Annotated in this window: 18 protein-coding genes; 17 read left to right on the top strand and 1 reads right to left on the bottom strand. The window is 42.1% G+C overall.

Annotated features, from left to right (window positions below; all coding sequences use genetic code 11):
• From QZZ35_RS03835 to QZZ35_RS03845, 3 genes are all read left to right on the top strand, one after another.
• On the top strand, nt 1-1,722 hold a 1,722-nt coding region (locus QZZ35_RS03835; protein ID WP_291236237.1), incomplete at its 5' end, for a pyruvate carboxylase subunit B.
• A 142-nt stretch (nt 1,723-1,864) separates the two neighbouring features.
• Nucleotides 1,865-3,403, top strand: coding sequence for a Na+/H+ antiporter NhaC family protein (locus QZZ35_RS03840; protein WP_291236238.1), 1,539 nt, complete (start codon nt 1,865-1,867; stop codon nt 3,401-3,403).
• Nucleotides 3,390-3,992: a C39 family peptidase gene (locus QZZ35_RS03845; protein ID WP_291236239.1), complete on the top strand. Its 603-nt coding sequence runs from the start codon at nt 3,390-3,392 to the stop codon at nt 3,990-3,992. The genes QZZ35_RS03840 and QZZ35_RS03845 overlap by 14 nt, the downstream gene beginning before the upstream one ends.
• 60 nt (nt 3,993-4,052) lie before the next feature.
• On the opposite strand, the gene QZZ35_RS03850 is transcribed toward QZZ35_RS03845, so the two are convergent.
• Nucleotides 4,053-4,706: a chloramphenicol acetyltransferase gene (locus tag QZZ35_RS03850; RefSeq protein ID WP_291236240.1), complete on the bottom strand. Its 654-nt coding sequence runs from the start codon at nt 4,704-4,706 to the stop codon at nt 4,053-4,055.
• A gap of 130 nt (nt 4,707-4,836) precedes the next feature.
• Between QZZ35_RS03850 and QZZ35_RS03855 the strand changes: the two genes are divergently transcribed.
• The 14 genes from QZZ35_RS03855 to lysS all read left to right on the top strand — a co-directional run.
• A complete protein-coding gene (locus QZZ35_RS03855) occupies nt 4,837-8,304 on the top strand; it encodes a DNA polymerase III subunit alpha (protein WP_291236241.1) in 3,468 nt (1,155 codons plus the stop codon).
• 57 nt (nt 8,305-8,361) lie between these two features.
• A complete protein-coding gene (pfkA, locus tag QZZ35_RS03860; RefSeq protein WP_291234347.1) occupies nt 8,362-9,336 on the top strand; it encodes a 6-phosphofructokinase in 975 nt (324 codons plus the stop codon).
• A 78-nt stretch (nt 9,337-9,414) separates the two neighbouring features.
• Nucleotides 9,415-10,791 carry a TrkH family potassium uptake protein gene (locus tag QZZ35_RS03865; protein ID WP_291236252.1) on the top strand — a complete coding sequence of 459 codons (1,377 nt, stop codon included), beginning with the start codon at nt 9,415-9,417 and terminating at the stop codon, nt 10,789-10,791.
• 81 nt (nt 10,792-10,872) lie between these two features.
• Nucleotides 10,873-11,529 (top strand): potassium channel family protein, encoded by a 657-nt coding sequence (locus QZZ35_RS03870; RefSeq protein ID WP_291236242.1) that lies wholly within the window; start codon nt 10,873-10,875, stop codon nt 11,527-11,529.
• Nucleotides 11,530-12,330: a TrmH family RNA methyltransferase gene (locus QZZ35_RS03875; protein ID WP_291236243.1), complete on the top strand. Its 801-nt coding sequence runs from the start codon at nt 11,530-11,532 to the stop codon at nt 12,328-12,330.
• A 17-nt stretch (nt 12,331-12,347) separates the two neighbouring features.
• On the top strand, nt 12,348-12,797 hold the full coding sequence (locus QZZ35_RS03880) for an NfeD family protein (RefSeq protein ID WP_291236244.1): 450 nt from the start codon (nt 12,348-12,350) through the stop codon (nt 12,795-12,797).
• A gap of 11 nt (nt 12,798-12,808) precedes the next feature.
• Nucleotides 12,809-13,732: an SPFH domain-containing protein gene (locus tag QZZ35_RS03885; protein ID WP_394283100.1), complete on the top strand. Its 924-nt coding sequence runs from the start codon at nt 12,809-12,811 to the stop codon at nt 13,730-13,732.
• A gap of 18 nt (nt 13,733-13,750) precedes the next feature.
• The gene (gene argF / locus QZZ35_RS03890; protein WP_291236246.1) at nt 13,751-14,746 is read left to right on the top strand and encodes an ornithine carbamoyltransferase; all 996 of its coding nucleotides are present in this window, start codon (nt 13,751-13,753) and stop codon (nt 14,744-14,746) included.
• A gap of 12 nt (nt 14,747-14,758) precedes the next feature.
• Nucleotides 14,759-15,736, top strand: coding sequence for a biotin--[acetyl-CoA-carboxylase] ligase (locus QZZ35_RS03895; protein WP_291236247.1), 978 nt, complete (start codon nt 14,759-14,761; stop codon nt 15,734-15,736).
• Between the two features lie 10 nt (nt 15,737-15,746).
• Entirely contained in the window at nt 15,747-16,085 is a 339-nt protein-coding gene (locus QZZ35_RS03900; RefSeq protein ID WP_291236248.1) for a DUF6145 family protein, read from the top strand.
• 13 nt (nt 16,086-16,098) lie between these two features.
• The gene (locus tag QZZ35_RS03905) at nt 16,099-16,872 is read left to right on the top strand and encodes a type III pantothenate kinase (RefSeq protein ID WP_291236249.1); all 774 of its coding nucleotides are present in this window, start codon (nt 16,099-16,101) and stop codon (nt 16,870-16,872) included.
• Nucleotides 16,869-17,822 (top strand): tRNA dihydrouridine synthase DusB, encoded by a 954-nt coding sequence (gene dusB / locus QZZ35_RS03910; protein WP_291236250.1) that lies wholly within the window; start codon nt 16,869-16,871, stop codon nt 17,820-17,822. Before QZZ35_RS03905 ends, dusB begins: the two co-directional genes overlap by 4 nt.
• Nucleotides 17,823-17,933: 111 nt before the next feature.
• Complete coding sequence (gene greA, locus QZZ35_RS03915; protein ID WP_291234357.1) at nt 17,934-18,419, top strand: transcription elongation factor GreA; 486 nt, start codon at nt 17,934-17,936, stop codon at nt 18,417-18,419.
• Nucleotides 18,420-18,434: 15 nt separating this feature from the next.
• The coding region (lysS, locus tag QZZ35_RS03920; protein ID WP_291236251.1) for a lysine--tRNA ligase at nt 18,435-19,910 on the top strand (1,476 nt) is incomplete at its 3' end.

Below are 19,910 nucleotides of genomic sequence, written 5' to 3' on the forward strand. Positions count from 1 at the left end.
GGAGCTACTTACGATACAGCCTATCGTTTCTTAAAGGAATCTCCATGGCGCCGTCTTGCAACTTTGCGTCAGTTAATGCCGAATACACTGCTTCAGATGCTGCTTCGTGCATCCAATGCGGTAGGTTACAGTAACTATCCGGATAATGTTGTAAAAGAATTTATCCGTGTTTCTGCAGACCGTGGTATCGATGTATTCCGTATTTTTGACAGTCTGAACTGGATCGAAAATATGAAGATGCCGGTAGAAGAAGCACTCAAAACAGGCAAGATCGTTGAAGGTACGATTTGCTACACAGGTGACATTTCCAGTCCGAATGAGAAAAAATATACATTGGATTATTACCTGAAAAAAGCAAAAGAAATTGAAGCTATGGGATGTCATATTCTGACAATCAAGGATATGGCCGGACTTCTCAAACCATATGCAGCAAAAACTCTGGTTACAGAATTAAAACGAGAATTAAAGATTCCTGTAAATTTACATACGCACGATACAACAGGCAGTGGTGTAAGTACAGTCCTTATGGCAGTAGAAGCTGGTGTGGATATTGCGGATATGGCTATTGAATCCATGAGTTCTCTGACAAGTCAGCCATCCATGAATACAATTGTATCCATGTTGAAAGGAACTGAAAGAGATACACAGCTTGATATTGAAGAACTTCATCAGGCAAGCGAATACTATGCAAAAGTTCGTGAAGTATATAAACCATTTGAGAGTGGCATGTATTCACCGAATGCAGAAATTTATAAATACGAAATTCCTGGAGGTCAGTATTCCAACCTTCTTGCTCAGGTCAAAGACATGGGTGAAAAAGACCGTTTCGATGATATTAAACGTCTTTATAAAGAAGCAAATGATCTTCTCGGCAATATCGTAAAAGTTACACCGACATCGAAGGTTGTAGGCGATCTTGCAATTTTCATGTTTAAAAATGATTTAAATAAAGATAATATTCTTACAGTCGGCAAAGATCTTTCTTATCCGGAATCGGTTGTGGAATATTTCAAAGGTATGATCGGACAGCCTGACGGCGGTTTCCCTGAAGAATTCCAGAAGATCGTTCTTAAAGGACAGGAACCGATCACCGTTCGTCCGGGAACATTGCTTGAAAGTCTTGACTTAGAGCAGATTGAAGCTTACCTGAAGAGTAAATTTGATCTTTCCGGATTCACACCGTTAGAAGTTCGTCAGAAAGCTGTAAGTTATGCAATGTATCCGAAGGTTTATGAAGATTACTGTGTACATCTGGAAGCTTATAATGATGTATCTCAGCTTCAGAGCCATGTTTACTTCTATGGTCTTCGTCCAAGAGAAGAGACTTTTGTTGATATCGGACAAGGTAAAACTCTGATCATCAAATATATCAGTAAGACACCTGCAGACAATGAAGGAAAATGTACATTAACATTTGAAGTCAATGGTGCGGTTCGAGAAGTCGTTATCGAAGACAAGAACGAAATGGTACATGTAAATCAGAAACCGAAGGCAGATAAATCAGATCCAAAACAGATCGGTTCTTCGATTCCTGGAACAGTGTGCCAGATCTTTGTTAAAGAAGGCGATAAAGTAGATGTCAATACACCACTTCTTGTTGTTGAAGCAATGAAGATTGAAACAACTATTGTTTCGAAGACAGCCGGTGTTGTTGAAAAAGTTTATGTTTCCGAAGGTGAAAAAGTAAATTCGGAAGACCTTCTTGTTACATTTAAATTATAATCCGAACTGTTGTTATAATTTTTATTCCCTGAAAGAGCGATTAAAACTCCCTCTTTCAGGGATTTTTTTATGAAAGGATTGTATATTTCATGAGAATTCGATAAAATAGATATACTACAGACATAAAAGGGGGAAAAATTTTATGGACAGTGCGATGTTTATCGGAACATGGTGGTCATTAGTGCCGCCGCTTTTAGCTATTGTGCTGGCGCTTGTGACAAAAGAAGTCTACAGTTCTCTGTTCATAGGAGTAGCTTTCGGTGCACTTTTGTATACAGGTTTTCAGCCGTGGGAGGCATTCAATGCATTTTTCAGTATTATGAAAGATAGTATGAATCTGAATATTCTGATTTTTGATGTTTTGCTTGGTATGATCATTGTGCTGATGGCGAAGTCGGGCGGGTCAGCTGCCTATGGCAATTGGGCCGGAAAGCATATTAAATCAAAGAAAAGTGCATTACTGGCCACAACAGGGCTTGGTGTACTGATTTTTGTGGATGATTATTTTAACTGTCTTACAGTAGGATCGGTTATGCGTCCTGTGACAGACCGGTTTAAAGTATCCAGAGCGAAACTTGCTTATATCATTGATGCGACGGCAGCACCGATTTGCATTATCGCTCCGGTTTCAAGCTGGGCTGCAGCCGTTAACTCTTATGTACCGGCGGATGCGGGAATTACAGGTTTTCAATTATTCCTTCGTACGATACCTTACAATCTATATGCATTACTTACATTAGCTATGGTATTGTATGTTTCCATCAGTGGATTTGATTTCGGACTCATGAGAAAACATGAGATCAATGCGGCAAACGGAGATCTTTTTACTTCCGGTGCCGGGGAATTCGAACAGATCAAACAGGAAGAGGGATCTTCAAGGGGGCATGTGCTGGATCTTGTTCTCCCGGTTGCAGTCCTGATTGTTTCTGCCATCGGTGCGATGATCTACACCGGATTTTTGGACGGTGCAACGGATATTATTACAGCCTTTGCCGGATGTAATGCGGAGATCAGTTTGATTTTTGCAACCTCTGTGACGATATTGTTCATGCTTGTTTTGTATCTGCCGCGCAAAGTTGTTACTTTTAAAGGATTCATGGACAGTTTTGTCGAAGGGTTCCGATTGATGATCCCGGCAGTTGCCATATTGATTTTTGCATGGTCTTTAAAGGGTGTCGGAGATGCGCTGGGTATCGCCTCATTTGTTGAAAGTGTTGTCGGAAGCAACACTTCGGCCAGTGTTTTCATTCCGGCTATCATGTTTCTTGTGGCTATATTTCTGGCATTTTCCACAGGCACAAGCTGGGGAACATTTGCAATTCTTGTTCCGATCGTCATCGCTATGTTCCCGGGTGCGGACAACATTGAAATGATGATTATTGCAGTTTCAGCAGTACTTGCAGGAGCAGTCTGTGGGGATCATGTATCGCCGATTTCGGATACGACCGTCATGTCATCAGCGGGGGCTCAGAGTAATCATATTAATCACGTATCGACCCAGATGCAGTATGCGATGGTGGTGGCTATCGTATGTTTTGTCGGCTATCTGATCGCAGGAATTGTCAAAACGTGGTGGTTATCTCTTGGCGTGAGCCTCATTCTGCTGTTAATTGTTCTGACGGTAATGAAGCGATGGACAGAAGCAAAATATGGAAAGGTTGCTGACAGTGAAAAAGCTTAATGTGCCCTATATCAGTCAGAAAGATTTATATCCTACAGGATGTGAGAGTGTGTCAGCGGTAATGCTTCTAAATTATCTCGGATATGCTGTTTCTGTAGATGAGTTTATTGAAAAATATCTGGAGTGTCAGCCATTTGAGATGAAAGAAAATCAGCTCTTTGGGCCGGATCCGAGGCAAAGCTTTTGCGGAAGCCCATATAATGAAGATGATTTCGGATGTTATGCACCTGTGATCAAAAAAGCTTTGGAAAAGGTCATTGGGGATTCCTATGAAGTAATTGATGAGACAGGAAAACCCACATCATGGCTTTTAGAGAATTATATTGATAAAAATCTTCCTGTGATTTATTGGGCATGTATTGATATGCGTGAACCGATGATCGGGCCCCAGTGGCGTTTGCATGATACAGGCGAAGTATTTACATGGATTTCAAATGAGCATTGTATGCTTCTCGTTGGATATGACGACACACACTATATTTTTAATGATCCCTATGAGGGGCATGGTGTGACGGGTTATCTTAAAGATATTGTAGAAGACCGACACAGAGTCCAGTATTCGATGGCAATCGGTGTACGTAAAAAATAAAAGAGTTTTTATAAAATCCCCTCTGAATTCTATCAAGCTAAGGATTCAGAGGGGATTTTCTTATTTTAGCCAATCTTTATAATTGTCGGCGATCTTCTGGATGGTATTAAGAAATAATGAAGTATGGTATCCGTCAGAAACCGCATGAGGGACATATACCGAAAAAGGAAGTAATATTTTTCTGTTTTCCTGAAAATATTTGCCAAAAAGAATGACAGGAAAATACAGAGGAGAGGTCACTGGTGTGTCATAAGACATAGATGTATATGAAATCCATGGAACACAGGAAATCGGTGTAAAATTGACCGGCTTATTCGGTTTTGTTTTGACGCCTTTGACATCTTTCCATTTTTCCATATCTTTCAGGCAGGTTTCATAAAAAACAGAAAAATCCTTGTTATATTCGGACCATATATCAGAAAAAGTACAGTCGTCTTTGTGGAAAATCGTGTAAGACGGATGGCACTCGTCCCAGTAACCCAGATTTCCGTCAGAGTCTTTAGACATGCGCATTTCTTTTATACTGTTAACCGCACTGGAAGTGACATACAGAAAAACCGGGTAAAAGCGCAGATGACGTTTTTTGACTTCTTCTAACAGATCGGTAATATCAATATGGGCTGTCAGTGTATAATTTGAGTGAACCAGTGTCTGGTAGTATTTATAATGTTCCCGGCGTTCCCAGGTATTCATATCGATTAAATGAAAAGCCATGATAAGTCCTCCTGAATTATTGATCTATATATACAGTATAGAAAATTCTGAAGAAAATAACAAGTAATTAGCATTTTTCTTTTTCATATGGTATGATAGTACTATTAAAAAATAAAAAAGGTGAGGTTTCATGGCATTTACCCATTTGCATGTGCATACAGAATACAGTTTGCTGGATGGATCGAATAAAATAAAAGAACTTGTAGCCCGGACAAAAGAACTGGGAATGGACAGTGTGGCAATCACAGACCATGGTGTGATGTATGGTGTGATTGATTTTTACCGTGCCGCCAAAGCAGCGGGAATTCGTCCGATTATCGGGTGTGAAGTTTATGTGGCCCCAAATTCCAGGTTTGATAAAGGGGGACAGCAGGATAATAAATATAACCATCTTGTTCTTCTGGCAGAGAATAACACGGGTTATCATAACCTGATGAAACTTGTATCCAGAGGTTTTACGGAAGGTTTTTATTATAAACCGAGAGTGGATATGGAGGTACTTCGTCAGTATCATGAGGGGATTATAGCTCTCAGTGCCTGCCTGGCCGGTATTGTACCTGAATATATCCAAAAAGGGCTTTATGAAGAAGCAAAATTAAAGGCATTGGAGCTGGAATCTGTTTTCGGAAAGGGTAATTTCTTTCTGGAACTTCAGGATCATGGAATTCCTGCTCAGAAAACGGTGAATAACAGTCTGCTCAGAATGAGTCAGGAGACAGGAATTGAACTTGTGGCGACCAATGATATTCATTATACCTATGCCGAAGATGAAAAACCTCATGATATATTGTTATGCATCCAGACCGGAAAAAAGGTGGCAGATGAAGATCGTATGCGTTATGAAGGCGGGCAGTACTATGTCAAGTCGGAGGAGGAGATGAAAAAGCTCTTTCCGTATGCAAAGCAGGCCTGCGAGAATACACATAAGATTGCAAACCGGTGTCATGTAGAGATTGAATTCGGTAAATATAAACTTCCTGAATTTCCTGTTCCGGAGGGTTATGATGCATGGAGCTATTTGAATAAGCTGACCTGGGACGGGCTTACACAGCGTTATGAAAAACCGGACGAAAGCTTAAAAAAACGTTTGGAATATGAATTATCTACAATTAAAAACATGGGTTTTGTAGACTATTTCCTTATTGTGTGGGACTTTATACATTATGCAAAGAGTCATGGCATTGCTGTCGGGCCGGGTCGTGGATCGGCAGCCGGAAGTCTTGTATCTTATTGTCTTGGAATTACAGATCTGGATCCGATTAAATACAATCTTCTGTTTGAACGTTTTTTAAATCCGAACCGGGTGACGATGCCGGATATTGATGTGGATTTCTGTTTTGAGAGACGCCAGGAAGTTATTGACTATGTTGTCAGAAAATATGGAAAAGAGCGTGTTGTACAGATTGTTACATTTGGTACAATGGCTGCCAGAGGTGTTATTCGTGATGTGGGAAGAGTCCTTGATCTTCCCTATGCTCAGGTGGATTCGGTTGCAAAGATGGTGCCATCGGAGCTAAATATTACGATTGATCTTGCCTTAAAGAAAAATCCGGAATTTAAAAAGATTTATGATGAGGATCCGGTTATTCATGAACTGATCGATATGTCCAAACGTCTTGAAGGCCTTCCGAGACATACATCGACACATGCAGCGGGAGTTGTTATCAGTCCGAAAGCTGTCGATGAGTTTGTGCCTTTGTCCCGAGGGGTGGATGACTGTATAACAACCCAGTTCACTATGACGACTCTGGAAGAACTGGGATTGTTAAAGATGGATTTTCTCGGATTAAGAACATTAACGGTTATTCAGAATGCAGTGAATCTTATAAACCGGCAGCGGGATATTCCTCTTGATATGAACAAAATTAATTATGATGATCCGAAAGTGTATGAGATGATTTCTTCCGGCCGGACAGAGGGGATATTTCAGCTTGAAAGTGCCGGTATGAAGAGTTTCATGAAAGAATTGAAACCGTCCACACTGGAAGATATTATTGCGGGAATTTCCCTGTATCGTCCGGGACCTATGGACTTTATTCCGAAATATATAAAAGGAAAACAAAATCAGTCGGAGATCGTGTATGACTGTTCGGAGCTTGAGGAGATTCTGGCACCGACATATGGTTGTATCGTTTATCAGGAACAGGTTATGCAGATCGTTATGAAGCTGGCCGGTTACGATCTGGGACGAAGTGATCTGGTTCGACGTGCCATGTCTAAGAAAAAAGCGGATGTTATGGCAAAAGAGAGGGAATACTTTGTTTATGGCAATAAGGAACTCAATGTTCCGGGATGTATTGCCAGAGGTATTGATGAACGCATTGCCAATAAGATATTTGATGATATGACAGATTTTGCCAAATATGCTTTTAATAAGTCTCATGCGGCAGCGTATACGATTGTTTCCTATCAGACAGCATGGCTGAAATACTATTATCCGGTAGAATTTATGGCTGCGTTGATGACATCTGTCATTGATAATCCTTCGAAGGTAGCCGAATATATTATGGAATGCCGGAAGATGAATATAAAGATTCTTCCTCCGGACATTAACGAGGGGGAACGGGATTTTTCCGTATCTGACGGTAAAATACGGTATGCACTTTCGGCGATTAAGAGTGTGGGCCGCGGCGTGATCGACAATATTGTAAAAGAGAGAAAAGCAAATGGTCCTTTTATCAGCCTGAAAGATTTTATCGAGCGTCTTTCAGGAAAAGAAGTGAACAAACGGACGATAGAAAGTTTTGTTAAATCGGGAGCAATGGATGGGCTTCATGCCACGAGGCGTCAGTTGATGATGGTCTATGTTCAGGTCATGGATCAGGTGAATCAGGAGCGGAAGAAATCGATGACCGGACAGATGACGCTGTTTGATTTTGTATCGGATGAGGATAAAGCAGAATTTGATGTGCATTATCCAAATGTGGGCGAATATGATAAAGAATTGAAACTTGCATTTGAAAAAGAGGTGCTTGGCATTTATATCAGCGGTCATCCCCTGGAGGAGTATGAAAAATTTCTTACGAAAAATGTCACGGCAGTTACAACGGATTTTTATCTGGATGAGGATACGGGTGAGAGCCGGGTGCGCGATAATCAGAATGTCATCATCGGCGGTATGATCACATCGAAAACGGTGAAGGTAACACGAAATAATAAACTGATGGCTTTTTTGACGCTGGAGGACCTTGTGGGCACGGTTGAGGTCGTTGTTTTTCCGCAGGATTATGAGAAACATCAAAAATATCTGACAGAGGAGCAGAAGGTGTATATCCGGGGAAGAGTGTCTGCTTCTGAAGATCAGCAGGCTAAACTTGTCTGTGAGCGTATCATTCCTTTTGATGAGATACCAAAGGAGATATGGATTAAATTTGACAGTAAAGATGACTATATGCAGCGTGAACAGGAATTGTATCGTATGCTGGAGATGGAATCGGGTACAGATCGGATCGTTATTTACTGTGCCAGAGAAAAGGCTGTGAAAAAGCTGGAAAATCGGTATGCCGTTCATGGGGATGATCGTATGCTTCAGATACTCAGAAGTGCTTTTGGCGAGGAAAATGTAAAACTTCAGCAATCTGTCTTGAAAAGGCAGTAAATCTGTATTAAAATATCAAAATAATGGGCATCAATTCGCAAGGACGGAGGTCATGACATGAAAAAAGAAATAAAAACAATTGGTGTACTGACCAGCGGCGGTGACGCACCTGGTATGAATGCAGCTGTGCGTGCGGTGGTTCGTACTGCAGTAACAGCAGGATGCAAAGTTAAAGGGATCCGCAAAGGTTATGCGGGACTTCTTGAGGAAGACATTGTCGACCTGGGTGCCGGAAGTGTTTCGGACATTTTAAATAGAGGCGGTACATTTTTATATACAGCACGATGTGAAGAATTTCGTACGGAAGCCGGACAGAAACTTGGGGCAGAGATCTGCCGTAAGCACGGTATTGACGGAATTGTTGTTATCGGAGGAGACGGTTCTTTCAGAGGCGCTCAGAAACTTGCTGCTTTAGGTATTAATACAGTGGGTGTTCCGGGGACGATCGATCTGGATATTTCCTGTACAGATTACACGATTGGTTTTGATACGGCAGTGAATACGGCTATGGAAGCTATTGATAAGGTAAGGGATACATCAACATCTCACGAGCGCTGCAGTATTATTGAAGTCATGGGAAGAAATGCGGGTTATATCGGATTATGGTGTGGTATTGCCAATGGTGCGGAGGATATTTTACTTCCGGAGACCTATAATTATGATGAGCAGCTTATTGTTGAGCATATTATTCAGAGCAGAAAGATCGGTAAGACACATCATATTATTATCAATGCAGAGGGTATCGGTCATTCTACAAGTATGGCTCGAAGAATTGAAGCGGCAACCGGAATTGAAACCCGTGCAACGATTCTCGGTCACCTTCAGCGCGGAGGTAATCCTACGGCAAAGGACCGGGTTTATGCCTCTATTATGGGAGCTTATGCGGTGGATGTGCTTGTATCGGGAAAGACAAACCGAGTGGTCGCTTATAAGCACGGCGAGTTTGTGGATTTTGATATTGATGAAGCTTTAAGTATGACTAAGGAACTGGATCCGTTCCAGTTATCTGTTTCACGTATTATGGCCAGATAAAAAATAGACGGAAGGGTATAGCGCAGTTTTCATTATGAGGACTGCGCTATCCTTGATATGACGAGGGATTTAACTTTGATGGAGAAAAAAAAGAGTTTTGAATTAAAAACAACACATATTATCGCATTGGGGTTTGTGATTTTGATTTTTGTTGGATCAATCCTTTTATCTCTGCCTTTTGCGGCGGCAGACGGACAAAGGACACCTTATATTGATGCACTTTTCACAGCGACAACATCCTCCTGTGTGACGGGGCTTGTTACAGTGGTGACAGGAGAACACTGGAGCTTTTTTGGGCAGGTAGTCATTCTTATTATGATTCAGCTTGGAGGCCTGGGTGTGGTATCATTTACAACCCTGTTATTAATTATTGCAGGAAAAAGGATCCAGCTGAAGCAGAGGATGCTCATTCAGGAGGCTTATGGATTTGATACCCTTACGGGACTTGTACGTATGGTGAAAAAGATGATAAAAGGTTCTTTGATCGTGGAAGGCATCGGGGCAGTTTTGTATACTTTCATATTCATACCGCGCTATGGTCTGTTAAAAGGAATATGGGTTTCTGTGTTCACTTCCATTTCAGCATTCTGTAATGCGGGAATGGATCTGATGGGAGCAAACAGTATGATGGACTATGTCGATCATCCACTTATGAACCTTATAACAATGGGACTTATTGTGATCGGCGGTCTTGGATTTTTTGTATGGTGGGATTTTCTTGCTATGATCCGGAGAGTGCGTAAAGAAAAGATGAGTTTTAAGATGTCCTGGAGACGTATGAGTCTTCACAGCAAGATTGTTTTATCATCTACTTTTGTGCTGATTACCGGCGGTGCGGTCATTTTTTATGCGTTAGAACATAATAATCCTTTGACAATGGGCAATTTAAGCATGGGCGGTAAGATATGGGCCAGTATCTTTCAGTCCGTGACACTTCGAACTGCAGGATTTGCAAGCATTGATCAGGCAGGTATGACAAATGCAAGTGCTATTCTCGGCTGTGTTATGATGTTTATCGGAGGTTCACCGGGTGGAACGGCCGGCGGTGTAAAAACAGTTACCGTGATGCTTATCGCATTTTCAGTTTTGGCTGTTATTACCGGAAAAGATGATGTGGAGCTCGGACATCGGAGAATCGGACTTGAAAATGTGATGAAGGCACTTTGTGTCGTTTTACTTCAGGTTGTCAGTCTTGTTTTGAGTACATTTGCCATGTGTTGTTTTGAAACAGATCTTCCAATGCTTCAGATTATGTATGAAACATTTTCAGCATTGGGAACGGTTGGCCTTACGATGGGCATAACAGAGGGATTGACGTTGGCAGGGAAAATCATCATTATTGCAAGTATGTATTGCGGACGTCTTGGTCCTATTACGATGGCTATGGTCATGAATGTCAACTCTAAGAACAAAAAAGTTCATAGAAAGCTTCCGGAAGGTAAAATATTTGTATAGATAAGACTTGAGGTATTTCAAGAAATTATGGAGTATGATATACTATAAATCAGAGATGTCAGAATTTTGAGAGGTAAAACTATGAGTAAAAAAGATTATGGTGTACTCGGTCTGGGTAAATTCGGCACAGCTGTGGCAAAGACTCTGGCGGAGGGCGGTAACTCGGTTATTGCGGTCGATTCCGATCCGGACAGGGTAGATGAGGTTGCGGATATTGTAACCTGTGCGATGGTAGCCGATATTACAGATCCGGATGTTTTGGATAATCTGGGAATCAGTAACCTGGATTGTGTGATCATTGGTGTGTCGACGAACATGCAGGCGAATATTATGGCTACGATCCTTGCAAAGGAAAAGGGCTCAAAGTTTATTGTTGCCAAAGCGGAGAATGAGATTCATAAGCATATTCTGGAGAAGATCGGTGCGGACAGGATCGTTTTTCCGGAAGGCGAGATGGGAAGCCGGCTGGCGAGAAATCTCATGGGTGGCGAATTTGTTGACCTTGTGGAACTCTCAAAAGAGTTCAGTATGGTCGAGATGCCGGTGCCGGACATGTGGATCGGGAAATCTCTGCGGCAGCTGAATGTTCGGGAAAATTACGGTCTGAATATTATCGGTATGAAGAGAGGCGATGATCTGAAGGTCAATATGAATCCGGACGAACCATTTAAGAGTGATATGATGCTTGTTATTGTTGGTAAAAATGATGATTTTGCAAAAATTGGAGTAGAAGCTTAGATGATCACAAGTGTATCAAATCCAAAAGTTAAAAATTTAATACAGCTGCAGAAGAAAGGTAAAGTCCGAAGGGAAAAACAGTGCTTTGTTGTTGAAGGTATTAAGATGGTCATGGAAGCTCCAAAGGAGCGTCTGAGAGAAATTTATGTGTCTGAAGCTTTTATGCAAAACGGGGAACATCGTATGAAAGCTGAGAAAAAAGCCGAAGAGACCGGATGTCTGTTTGAGATTCTCAGTGATAAAGTGTTTAAAGAAGCATCGGATACATTAACGCCGCAGGGGATTATGGCCGTTGTCGATATGATAGTTTTTGATTGGAAAGATTTCCTTTCCGTTCAAGATAAAAAGATGTTTTTAATTTTAGAATCGCTTCAGGATCCGGGAAATCTTGGGACGATTTTAAGAACTGGTGAGGGCGCGGGAATTCATGGGGTAATTCTTAACCGGACATCGGTGGATCCGTTTATGCCGAAGGTCATTCGTTCAACGATGGGATCGATTTACAGGGTTCCTGTAGCGATCGCAGATGATCTGACTCAGGTGGTTCATGCGATGCGCCAGTTGAATATGCATGTTTATGCAGCACATCTTAAAGGGGACAAGAGTTATTTCGAGCAGGATTATTGTTCGGATATTTGCTTTATGATTGGTAATGAGGCGAATGGACTCAGTGATGAATTGGCTGATCTGGCAACCGATTACATACGTATTCCGATGGCCGGACAGGTGGAGTCACTGAATGCAGGTGTTGCTGCAGCTCTTCTTATGTATGAGGCTAAGCGGCAGAGAATGCATAACTGACGAAAGGAGGAAGAGGTATGTATGAAATCTTCTGGTTGGCAGCTTTTGGTGTATTGCTGCTGATTGAGATTCTTACACTCGGACTGACGACCGTATGGTTTGCGGTGGGAGCCCTGGCAGCATTTTTGCTGGCATTGGTGAACATGCCTCTCTATGTTCAGGTTGTTGCTTTTATTGTTGTATCAGTGATTATGCTGGTATTTACCCGTCCGGTCATGACGCGTTACCTGAATAAGACGACAACCAAGACGAATGCGGAGAGCCTTGTCGGTCACAGAGCCAGAGTGTTGATACCTGTGAATAACCTGAAATCTGAGGGACAGGTCATGGTGAACGGCATGGAATGGACAGCCCGTTCTACAAAAGACGAGGTGACCTTCCGTAAGGATGAGATGGTGCGCATTGCCGGTATTGCCGGTGTGAAACTGATGGTTGAGAAGGAAAAAGGGGAGGAAGAGAGCCTATGATGGGTCGTTTTATGGTTTTTATACCGATTATCGTTTTGATATTAATTATTTTGATTCTTGTTGTATCCAGTATTAAGATCGTACCTCAGGCACATGCTTATGTTATTGAACGTCTGGGGGCTTATCAGGGAACCTGGTCTGTAGGATTTCACGTAAAAGTGCCGATCATTGATAAAGTTGCAAAGAAAGTTATTTTAAAAGAGCAGGTCGTTGATTTTGCACCTCAGCCGGTAATCACAAAAGATAATGTTACGATGAGGATAGATACCGTCGTATTTTATCAGATTACAGATCCGAAGTTATATTGCTATGGTGTCCAGAATCCGATCATGGCGATCGAGAACCTGACAGCAACGACGCTCCGAAACATCATCGGTGAACTGGAGCTGGATGAATCTCTGACTTCCAGAGAGATTATTAATGCCAAGATGCGTTCCACTCTGGATGTGGCAACAGATCCATGGGGAATTAAAGTAAATCGTGTTGAATTAAAGAATATTATTCCTCCGGCAGCAATTCAGGATGCCATGGAAAAACAGATGAAAGCTGAGCGTGAACGAAGAGAATCGATTCTTATCGCTGAAGGTGAAAAGCGTTCCGCAATTCTTCGCGCAGAAGGTCATAAGGAATCGGCGATCCTTGATGCACAGGCGGATAAAGAAGCAAGAATTCTTCGTGCGGAAGCGGCACGCGAAGCTAAGATTCGCGAAGCAGAAGGTGAGGCACAGGCCATTCTTAAGATTCAGCAGGCGAATGCGGATGGTATCCGTTTCTTAAGAGAAGCGGGAGCAGATGAGGCCGTTCTTCGAATCAAGAGCCTGGAGGCATTTGAGAAGGCAGCCAACGGACAGGCAACGAAGATCATCATTCCTTCAGAGATTCAGGGAATGGCGGGACTTGCCAAATCTGTTGTAGAGACAATTAAAGAGTCATAAAATATAGGAGATAGAAAGATGAATTTAAAGGGCAGAAATTTTTTGACATTAAAAGACTTTACAGAAGAAGAAATCATTTACTTACTGGATCTTGCTGCGGATTTGAAAAACCGTAAGAAAAAGGGAATTCCGGTAGATGTGCTCAGAGGCAAAAATGTGGCACTTATTTTTGAAAAAACAAGTACAAGAACACGTTGTTCTTTTGAAGTTGCAGCCCATGATCTGGGTATGGGTACAACTTATCTGGAACCATCAAGTTCTCAGATTGGAAAGAAAGAGAGCATTGAAGATACAGCGCGGGTTCTCGGAAGAATGTATGAAGGTATTGAATACAGAGGTTTCGGACAGGAAATCGTTGAAGAACTGGCAGAATATGCCGGAGTTCCTGTATGGAATGGTCTTACAAATGAATACCATCCGACGCAGATGCTTGCGGATTTCCTTACAATTCGTGAACACTTTGGTGAGATCAAAGGCAAAAAACTGGTGTATATCGGTGATGCCCGTTATAACATGGCGAATTCCTATATGGTTGCATGTTCAAAACTCGGACTTGATTTTGTAGCATGTGCACCGGAAAAGTATTTCCCAAATGAAGAGTTGAGAAAAGAATGTGAAGCATTCGCTGAAATTTCCGGAGGTTCCATTACTTTTGAAGAAGATCCGATCAAAGGAACAAAGGATGCGGATATCATCTGTACGGATGTATGGGTATCTATGGGTGAGCCGGATGAAGTATGGGAAGAACGTATCCGGGATCTGTCCCCTTATAAGGTGACAAAAGCACTGATGGAGAATGCAGGACCTCAGGCTATTTTCCTTCACTGCCTGCCTGCTTTCCATGATCTTAAAACAACCATTGGAAAAGAAATGGGTGAACGTTTTGGCATCACGGATATGGAAGTGACAGATGAAGTATTCGAGTCCTCCCAGTCAAAAGTATTTGATGAAGCTGAGAATCGTATGCATACGATCAAAGCAGTGATGGCGGCAACTTTATGTGACGAAATATAGGAGAATGGTTAAGTGAAAGATGAAATTTTGCAGATGTTAAAATCACGAAAAGATTTTATTTCCGGACAGGAATTATGCGAACATTTTCAAGTGTCCCGGACAGCAGTCTGGAAGGTGATGAAGCAGCTTCAAAATGATGGTTATGAGATTGAGGCGATAAACCGGAAAGGTTATCGCCTTATCGCTAGTCCGGATGTTCTGACAGTACCTGAGATATTAAGTGTTATGACGACAGAGGTCATGGGGCGCAAGATTTATTATTATGATTGTCTCGGTTCGACCAATGATCAGGCACGTATGTTGGCAGAACAGGGAGCCGAGGAAGGTTCTCTGATTATTGCGGAGACGCAGAACACAGGAAAAGGACGGATGGGCCGGGCATTTTTTTCTCCGGAGGGATGCGGTATATGGATGTCCTTGATATTGAAACCGGAGATTCCGCCGATGGATGCGTCCATGGTGACATTGGTCGGTGCCATGGCTGTTCACGAGATGATGCAGGACTATGGCATAGCGGCAGGTATTAAGTGGCCGAATGATATTGTGATTGACGGCCGGAAAGTTACAGGAATATTAACCGAGATGAGTGCCGGACCGGATAGAATCAATTATATTGTAATCGGTATCGGAATCAATGCGAATATGAAATTCTTTCCGGAAGAGTTGGAAAAGACAGCCATATCAATGTCGATGGTGACTGGTGAAAATTATCACCGTGCAGAAATTATAGCATGTGTTATGGATCATTTTGAAAAGAATTACCGGGAATTTTTAAAGACGGGAGATCTTCGGTTTTTGAAGGAACGGTATAATGCCGGTCTGATTCACAAAGATAAGGAGATCGATGTCCACGAGATACGTCGGGTATGGCGGGGAATTTCACGGGGAATTAATGATATAGGAGAATTGATCGTATCCTCCGATGAAGGTGATGTTATTGTTCGCTCCGGTGAAGTGTCTATTCGTGGTGTTTATGGATATATGAAATAGAGGAAAGATTATGCAGCAGGAGAATGTGGTGCTGTGCGCGGCCAGTGCCTATGAGGAAAAATTTTATTTAAATGAAGCTTTCAGCGGACTGCCGGAGGGAATCAAGGAGGAATTAAAAATTATCTGTGTTCTCTTTACAGCCGATGTTGGCGGTGTTTTGATCATGGAATTCGGGCCGGAAGGCGATCTCAGACTTCGTGTCGATGTGGCAGAAGAGGATATTTTATTCGATGAGATCGGAAGCGGTCTTAAAATCAGACAGATTCAGCGGGAAAGAGCGGAACTGTTTGAATCTCTGGAAACGTACTATCGAGTTGTTTTTCTGGGGGATTCATCAATTATAGAATAAGGAGGAAGAAATAATGTTATTGGCAATTGATATTGGAAATACAAATATTACAGTGGGAATTTTTCGTGGGGAAATTCTTCTCGGCAATTTCAGAATGACGACACAGATGCCAAGAACATCGGATGAATATGGTGTTCTTATGAGAGAATTGATTCAGAGTGCCGGATTCGATCCGAAAGATATCGATCAGGTCATCATTGCATCTGTTGTTCCGGATATCATGTATTCATTTACAAGCGGTATCAAAAAATATTTCTGTTCTGAACCAATCGTTGTAGGACCGGGAGTAAAAACCGGTGTACGTATTAATGGAGAAAATCCAAAAGAGGCCGGAGCGGATCTCATTGTCGATGCAGCAGCTGCAAAAGAGATTTACGGCGGACCTGCAATTGTCATTGATTATGGTTCGGCGACGACATTTGAATTGATTCTGGAAGATGGAAGTCTGGATGCGGTAGTTATCGCACCGGGTATTCAGATGAGTGCCAATGCTTTGAGCAACCAGACAGCAAAGCTTCCGGATGTCGAGATCAAGAAACCGAAGTCCATTCTTGCCAAAGAGATCATTTCCAACATTCAGGCAGGACTTTTCTACGGAAGTATCGGAGAAGCCGAATATATTGTTAAAAAGATGAAGGAAGAATCCGGACTTCCAAATATCAAAGTTATTGCAACCGGCGGACTCGGAGGCATTATTGCAGAAGAGTGTGAGGCTATTGATATTTATGATAGCCTTTTAACTTTAAAAGGACTTCGCATTATTCACAGACGTTGTACAGGAAAATGAGAATCGGAAGCGTAATTTTAGAGAACAATGTGATAGCGGCACCCATGGCAGGCGTAACAGACCTGCCATTTCGCTTGCTTTTAAAAGAGCAGGGAGCAGGGCTCGTCTGCAGCGAGATGGTGAGTGCCAAAGCAATCTATTATAATAATAAAAATACAGAGCCACTGATGATGGTTGATGAAAAGGAACGGCCCTTTTCGCTTCAGCTTTTTGGTTCGGATCCGGAGCTTATGGCAGAGATGGTCAGAAAGATCGAGGACCGTCCTTTTGACATCATTGATATCAATATGGGATGTCCTGTGCCGAAAGTTGTCAATAACGGAGAGGGATCTGCACTGATGAAACAGCCTCTCCTTGCGGGGAAAATTATTGAGGCCATGGCAAAGGCTACAGAAAAACCTGTGACAGTCAAGATCCGCAAAGGTTTTGATGATGAACATGTCAATGCTGTTGAAATGGCTCATATTGCCCAGGAGAGCGGTGCGGCTGCGGTGGCTGTCCATGGACGTACAAGGGAGCAATATTATCACGGAAAGGCTGACTGGGACATCATTCGTCAGGTGAAGGAAGCTGTAAATATTCCTGTGATTGGAAATGGTGATATCAACTCTTCGGAAGCTGCGAAAGAGATACAGAAACAGACCGGATGTGACGGTATCATGGTTGCCCGAGGGCTTCAGGGAAACCCATGGCTGATTGGACAGATTCTCTATGGAACACCGAAGCCTTCAATCGAAGAGGTTGTGGAAATGATTCTTCGTCATGCACGGATGCAGGTGGAGTTTTCCGGAGAATATCTCGGAATACGTCAGATGCGAAAGCATGTTGCCTGGTATACTACCGGATACCCGGGTTCATCAAAGCTTCGCGGGATGGTCAATCAGGTTGAGAGCATGGAAGAGCTTGAACAGCTCCTTGAAACCTATATAAACCACGGAAAACAGCGATAAAATGGGCAAGGGCGGATATTGACACGCCCGGATTCTTACGTTATAATATTACGAATGTAAACTGAAACTTTGAGCATAAAATAGAAATATATAAAGGAAGGTCGTATTAAAGTGGAAGCTAAGAAAAATATCTTAACCTTTGCTGGACTTAAAGCATTAGAAGACGAATTATTTGATTTAAAAGTTGTTAAAAGAAAAGAAGTTGCACAGAAGATTAAAGAAGCCAGAGAGCAGGGTGACTTATCTGAAAATGCTGAATATGATGCAGCGAAAGATGAACAGAGAGACATTGAAGCAAGAATCGAAGAAATTGAAAAGATTCTTAAAAATGTTGAAGTTGTCGATGAAGATGAAGTAGATTTAGATACAATCAGTATCGGTTGTCGTGTGCGTCTTTACGATGTGGATATGGAAGAAGAAGTGGAATACCAGATCGTTGGTTCCACAGAGGCAGACAGCCTTAATTGTAAAATTTCCAATGAGTCACCTGTAGGAAGTGCACTTATTGGTCGTAAAGTTGGAGAGACAATTGAAGTAGAAACACAGATTGGTTTATTAATGTTCCGTATTCTGGAGATCCAGAGAGCGAACATCTAAGAGGGGAGAATTACAGTGGCAGGAGAAAAGAACGGTCAGGCACAGGATATTAATCAGCTTCTGAAAGTGCGCAGAGAAAAACTTAAAGAGCTTCAGGACAATGGAAAAGATCCTTTTGTCATTACAAAATATGACGTAAGTCATCACAGCCAGGAAGTAAAAGATAATTTTGAAACATTGGAAGGTCAGACAGTTACTCTGGCTGGCCGTGTTATGTCTAAACGTGTTATGGGTAAGGCATCTTTCTGCCATATTCAGGATTTACAGGGAATGATCCAGTCCTATGTTGCCCGTGACAGTATCGGTGAAGAAGAATATAAAGCATTTAAGAAAATGGATATCGGTGATATCGTTGGATTAAAAGGCGAGGTTTTCAGAACAAAGACTGGTGAGATCTCCATTCATGCAGCAGAAGTTACACTTCTCTCAAAGAGCCTTCAGATTCTTCCGGAAAAATTCCATGGTCTGACAAATACAGATATTCGCTATCGTCAGAGATATGTGGATCTGATCATGAATCCGGAAGTAAAAGATACATTTATCAAACGTTCCCAGATTCTTAAAGAAATTCGTAAATTCCTTGACGGACGTGGATTTATGGAAGTTGAAACACCAATGCTTGTATCCAATGCAGGCGGTGCGGCAGCAAGACCATTTGAAACACACTACAACGCACTGGATGAGGATGTTAAACTTCGTATCTCTCTTGAACTCTATCTGAAACGTCTGATCGTCGGCGGTCTTGAAAGAGTATATGAGATCGGTCGTGTATTCCGTAATGAAGGTGTAGATACACGTCACAATCCGGAATTTACTCTCATGGAATTATATCAGGCCTATACGGACTATGAAGGTATGATGGAGCTTACGGAAAGCATGTTCCGCTATCTTGCCGAAACAGTTTGCGGAAGTGCCGTGCTTAGCTATAATGATACAATTATCGATATGTCTAAGCCATTTGAACGTATCACAATGATCGATGCTGTTAAGAAATATTCTGGTGTTGACTTCTCCGAAGTTAAATCGGATGAAGAAGCAAAGAAACTTGCCGATGAACATCATATTGCATATGAACCACGTCATAAAAAAGGCGATATTATCAACTTGTTCTTCGAAGAATTCTGCGAAGAAAATCTGGTTCAGCCGACATTTGTTATGGATCATCCGGTTGAAATTTCTCCGCTTACAAAGAGAAAACCGGAAAATCCGGAACTGGTTGAGCGTTTCGAGCTGTTTATTTACGGTCGTGAAATGTGTAATGCATACTCCGAATTAAACGATCCAATTGATCAGAGAGCACGTTTCGCAGCTCAGGAAGAAGCTTTCGCCGCAGGCGATGAAGAAGCAAACCATACAGATGAAGACTTCTTAAATGCACTGGAGATTGGTATGCCTCCGACAGGTGGTATCGGATACGGTATTGACCGTCTTGTTATGCTGTTGACAGACAGCCAGGCAATCAGAGACGTATTATTGTTCCCGACAATGAAG

This window comes from Frisingicoccus sp. (genome assembly GCA_016298055.1).
Taxonomy (GTDB): Bacteria; Bacillota; Clostridia; order Lachnospirales; family Lachnospiraceae; genus Frisingicoccus.

Excerpts from the sequence above, each read along its gene's own strand:
- argF (WP_291236246.1), top strand. The coding sequence starts at position 13,751 with ATGAATTTAAAGGGCAGAAATTTTTTGACATTAAAAGACTTTACAGAA.
- QZZ35_RS03870 (WP_291236242.1), top strand. The coding sequence starts at position 10,873 with ATGAGTAAAAAAGATTATGGTGTACTCGGTCTGGGTAAATTCGGCACA.
- pfkA (WP_291234347.1), top strand. The coding sequence starts at position 8,362 with ATGAAAAAAGAAATAAAAACAATTGGTGTACTGACCAGCGGCGGTGAC.
- QZZ35_RS03880 (WP_291236244.1), top strand. The coding sequence starts at position 12,348 with ATGTATGAAATCTTCTGGTTGGCAGCTTTTGGTGTATTGCTGCTGATT.
- QZZ35_RS03840 (WP_291236238.1), top strand. The coding sequence starts at position 1,865 with ATGGACAGTGCGATGTTTATCGGAACATGGTGGTCATTAGTGCCGCCG.
- QZZ35_RS03855 (WP_291236241.1), top strand. The coding sequence starts at position 4,837 with ATGGCATTTACCCATTTGCATGTGCATACAGAATACAGTTTGCTGGAT.
- dusB (WP_291236250.1), top strand. The coding sequence starts at position 16,869 with ATGAGAATCGGAAGCGTAATTTTAGAGAACAATGTGATAGCGGCACCC.
- QZZ35_RS03905 (WP_291236249.1), top strand. The coding sequence starts at position 16,099 with ATGTTATTGGCAATTGATATTGGAAATACAAATATTACAGTGGGAATT.
- QZZ35_RS03900 (WP_291236248.1), top strand. The coding sequence starts at position 15,747 with ATGCAGCAGGAGAATGTGGTGCTGTGCGCGGCCAGTGCCTATGAGGAA.
- QZZ35_RS03875 (WP_291236243.1), top strand. The coding sequence starts at position 11,530 with ATGATCACAAGTGTATCAAATCCAAAAGTTAAAAATTTAATACAGCTG.
- QZZ35_RS03865 (WP_291236252.1), top strand. The coding sequence starts at position 9,415 with ATGGAGAAAAAAAAGAGTTTTGAATTAAAAACAACACATATTATCGCA.
- QZZ35_RS03885 (WP_394283100.1), top strand. The coding sequence starts at position 12,809 with ATGGTTTTTATACCGATTATCGTTTTGATATTAATTATTTTGATTCTT.
- QZZ35_RS03850 (WP_291236240.1), bottom strand. The coding sequence starts at position 4,706 with ATGGCTTTTCATTTAATCGATATGAATACCTGGGAACGCCGGGAACAT.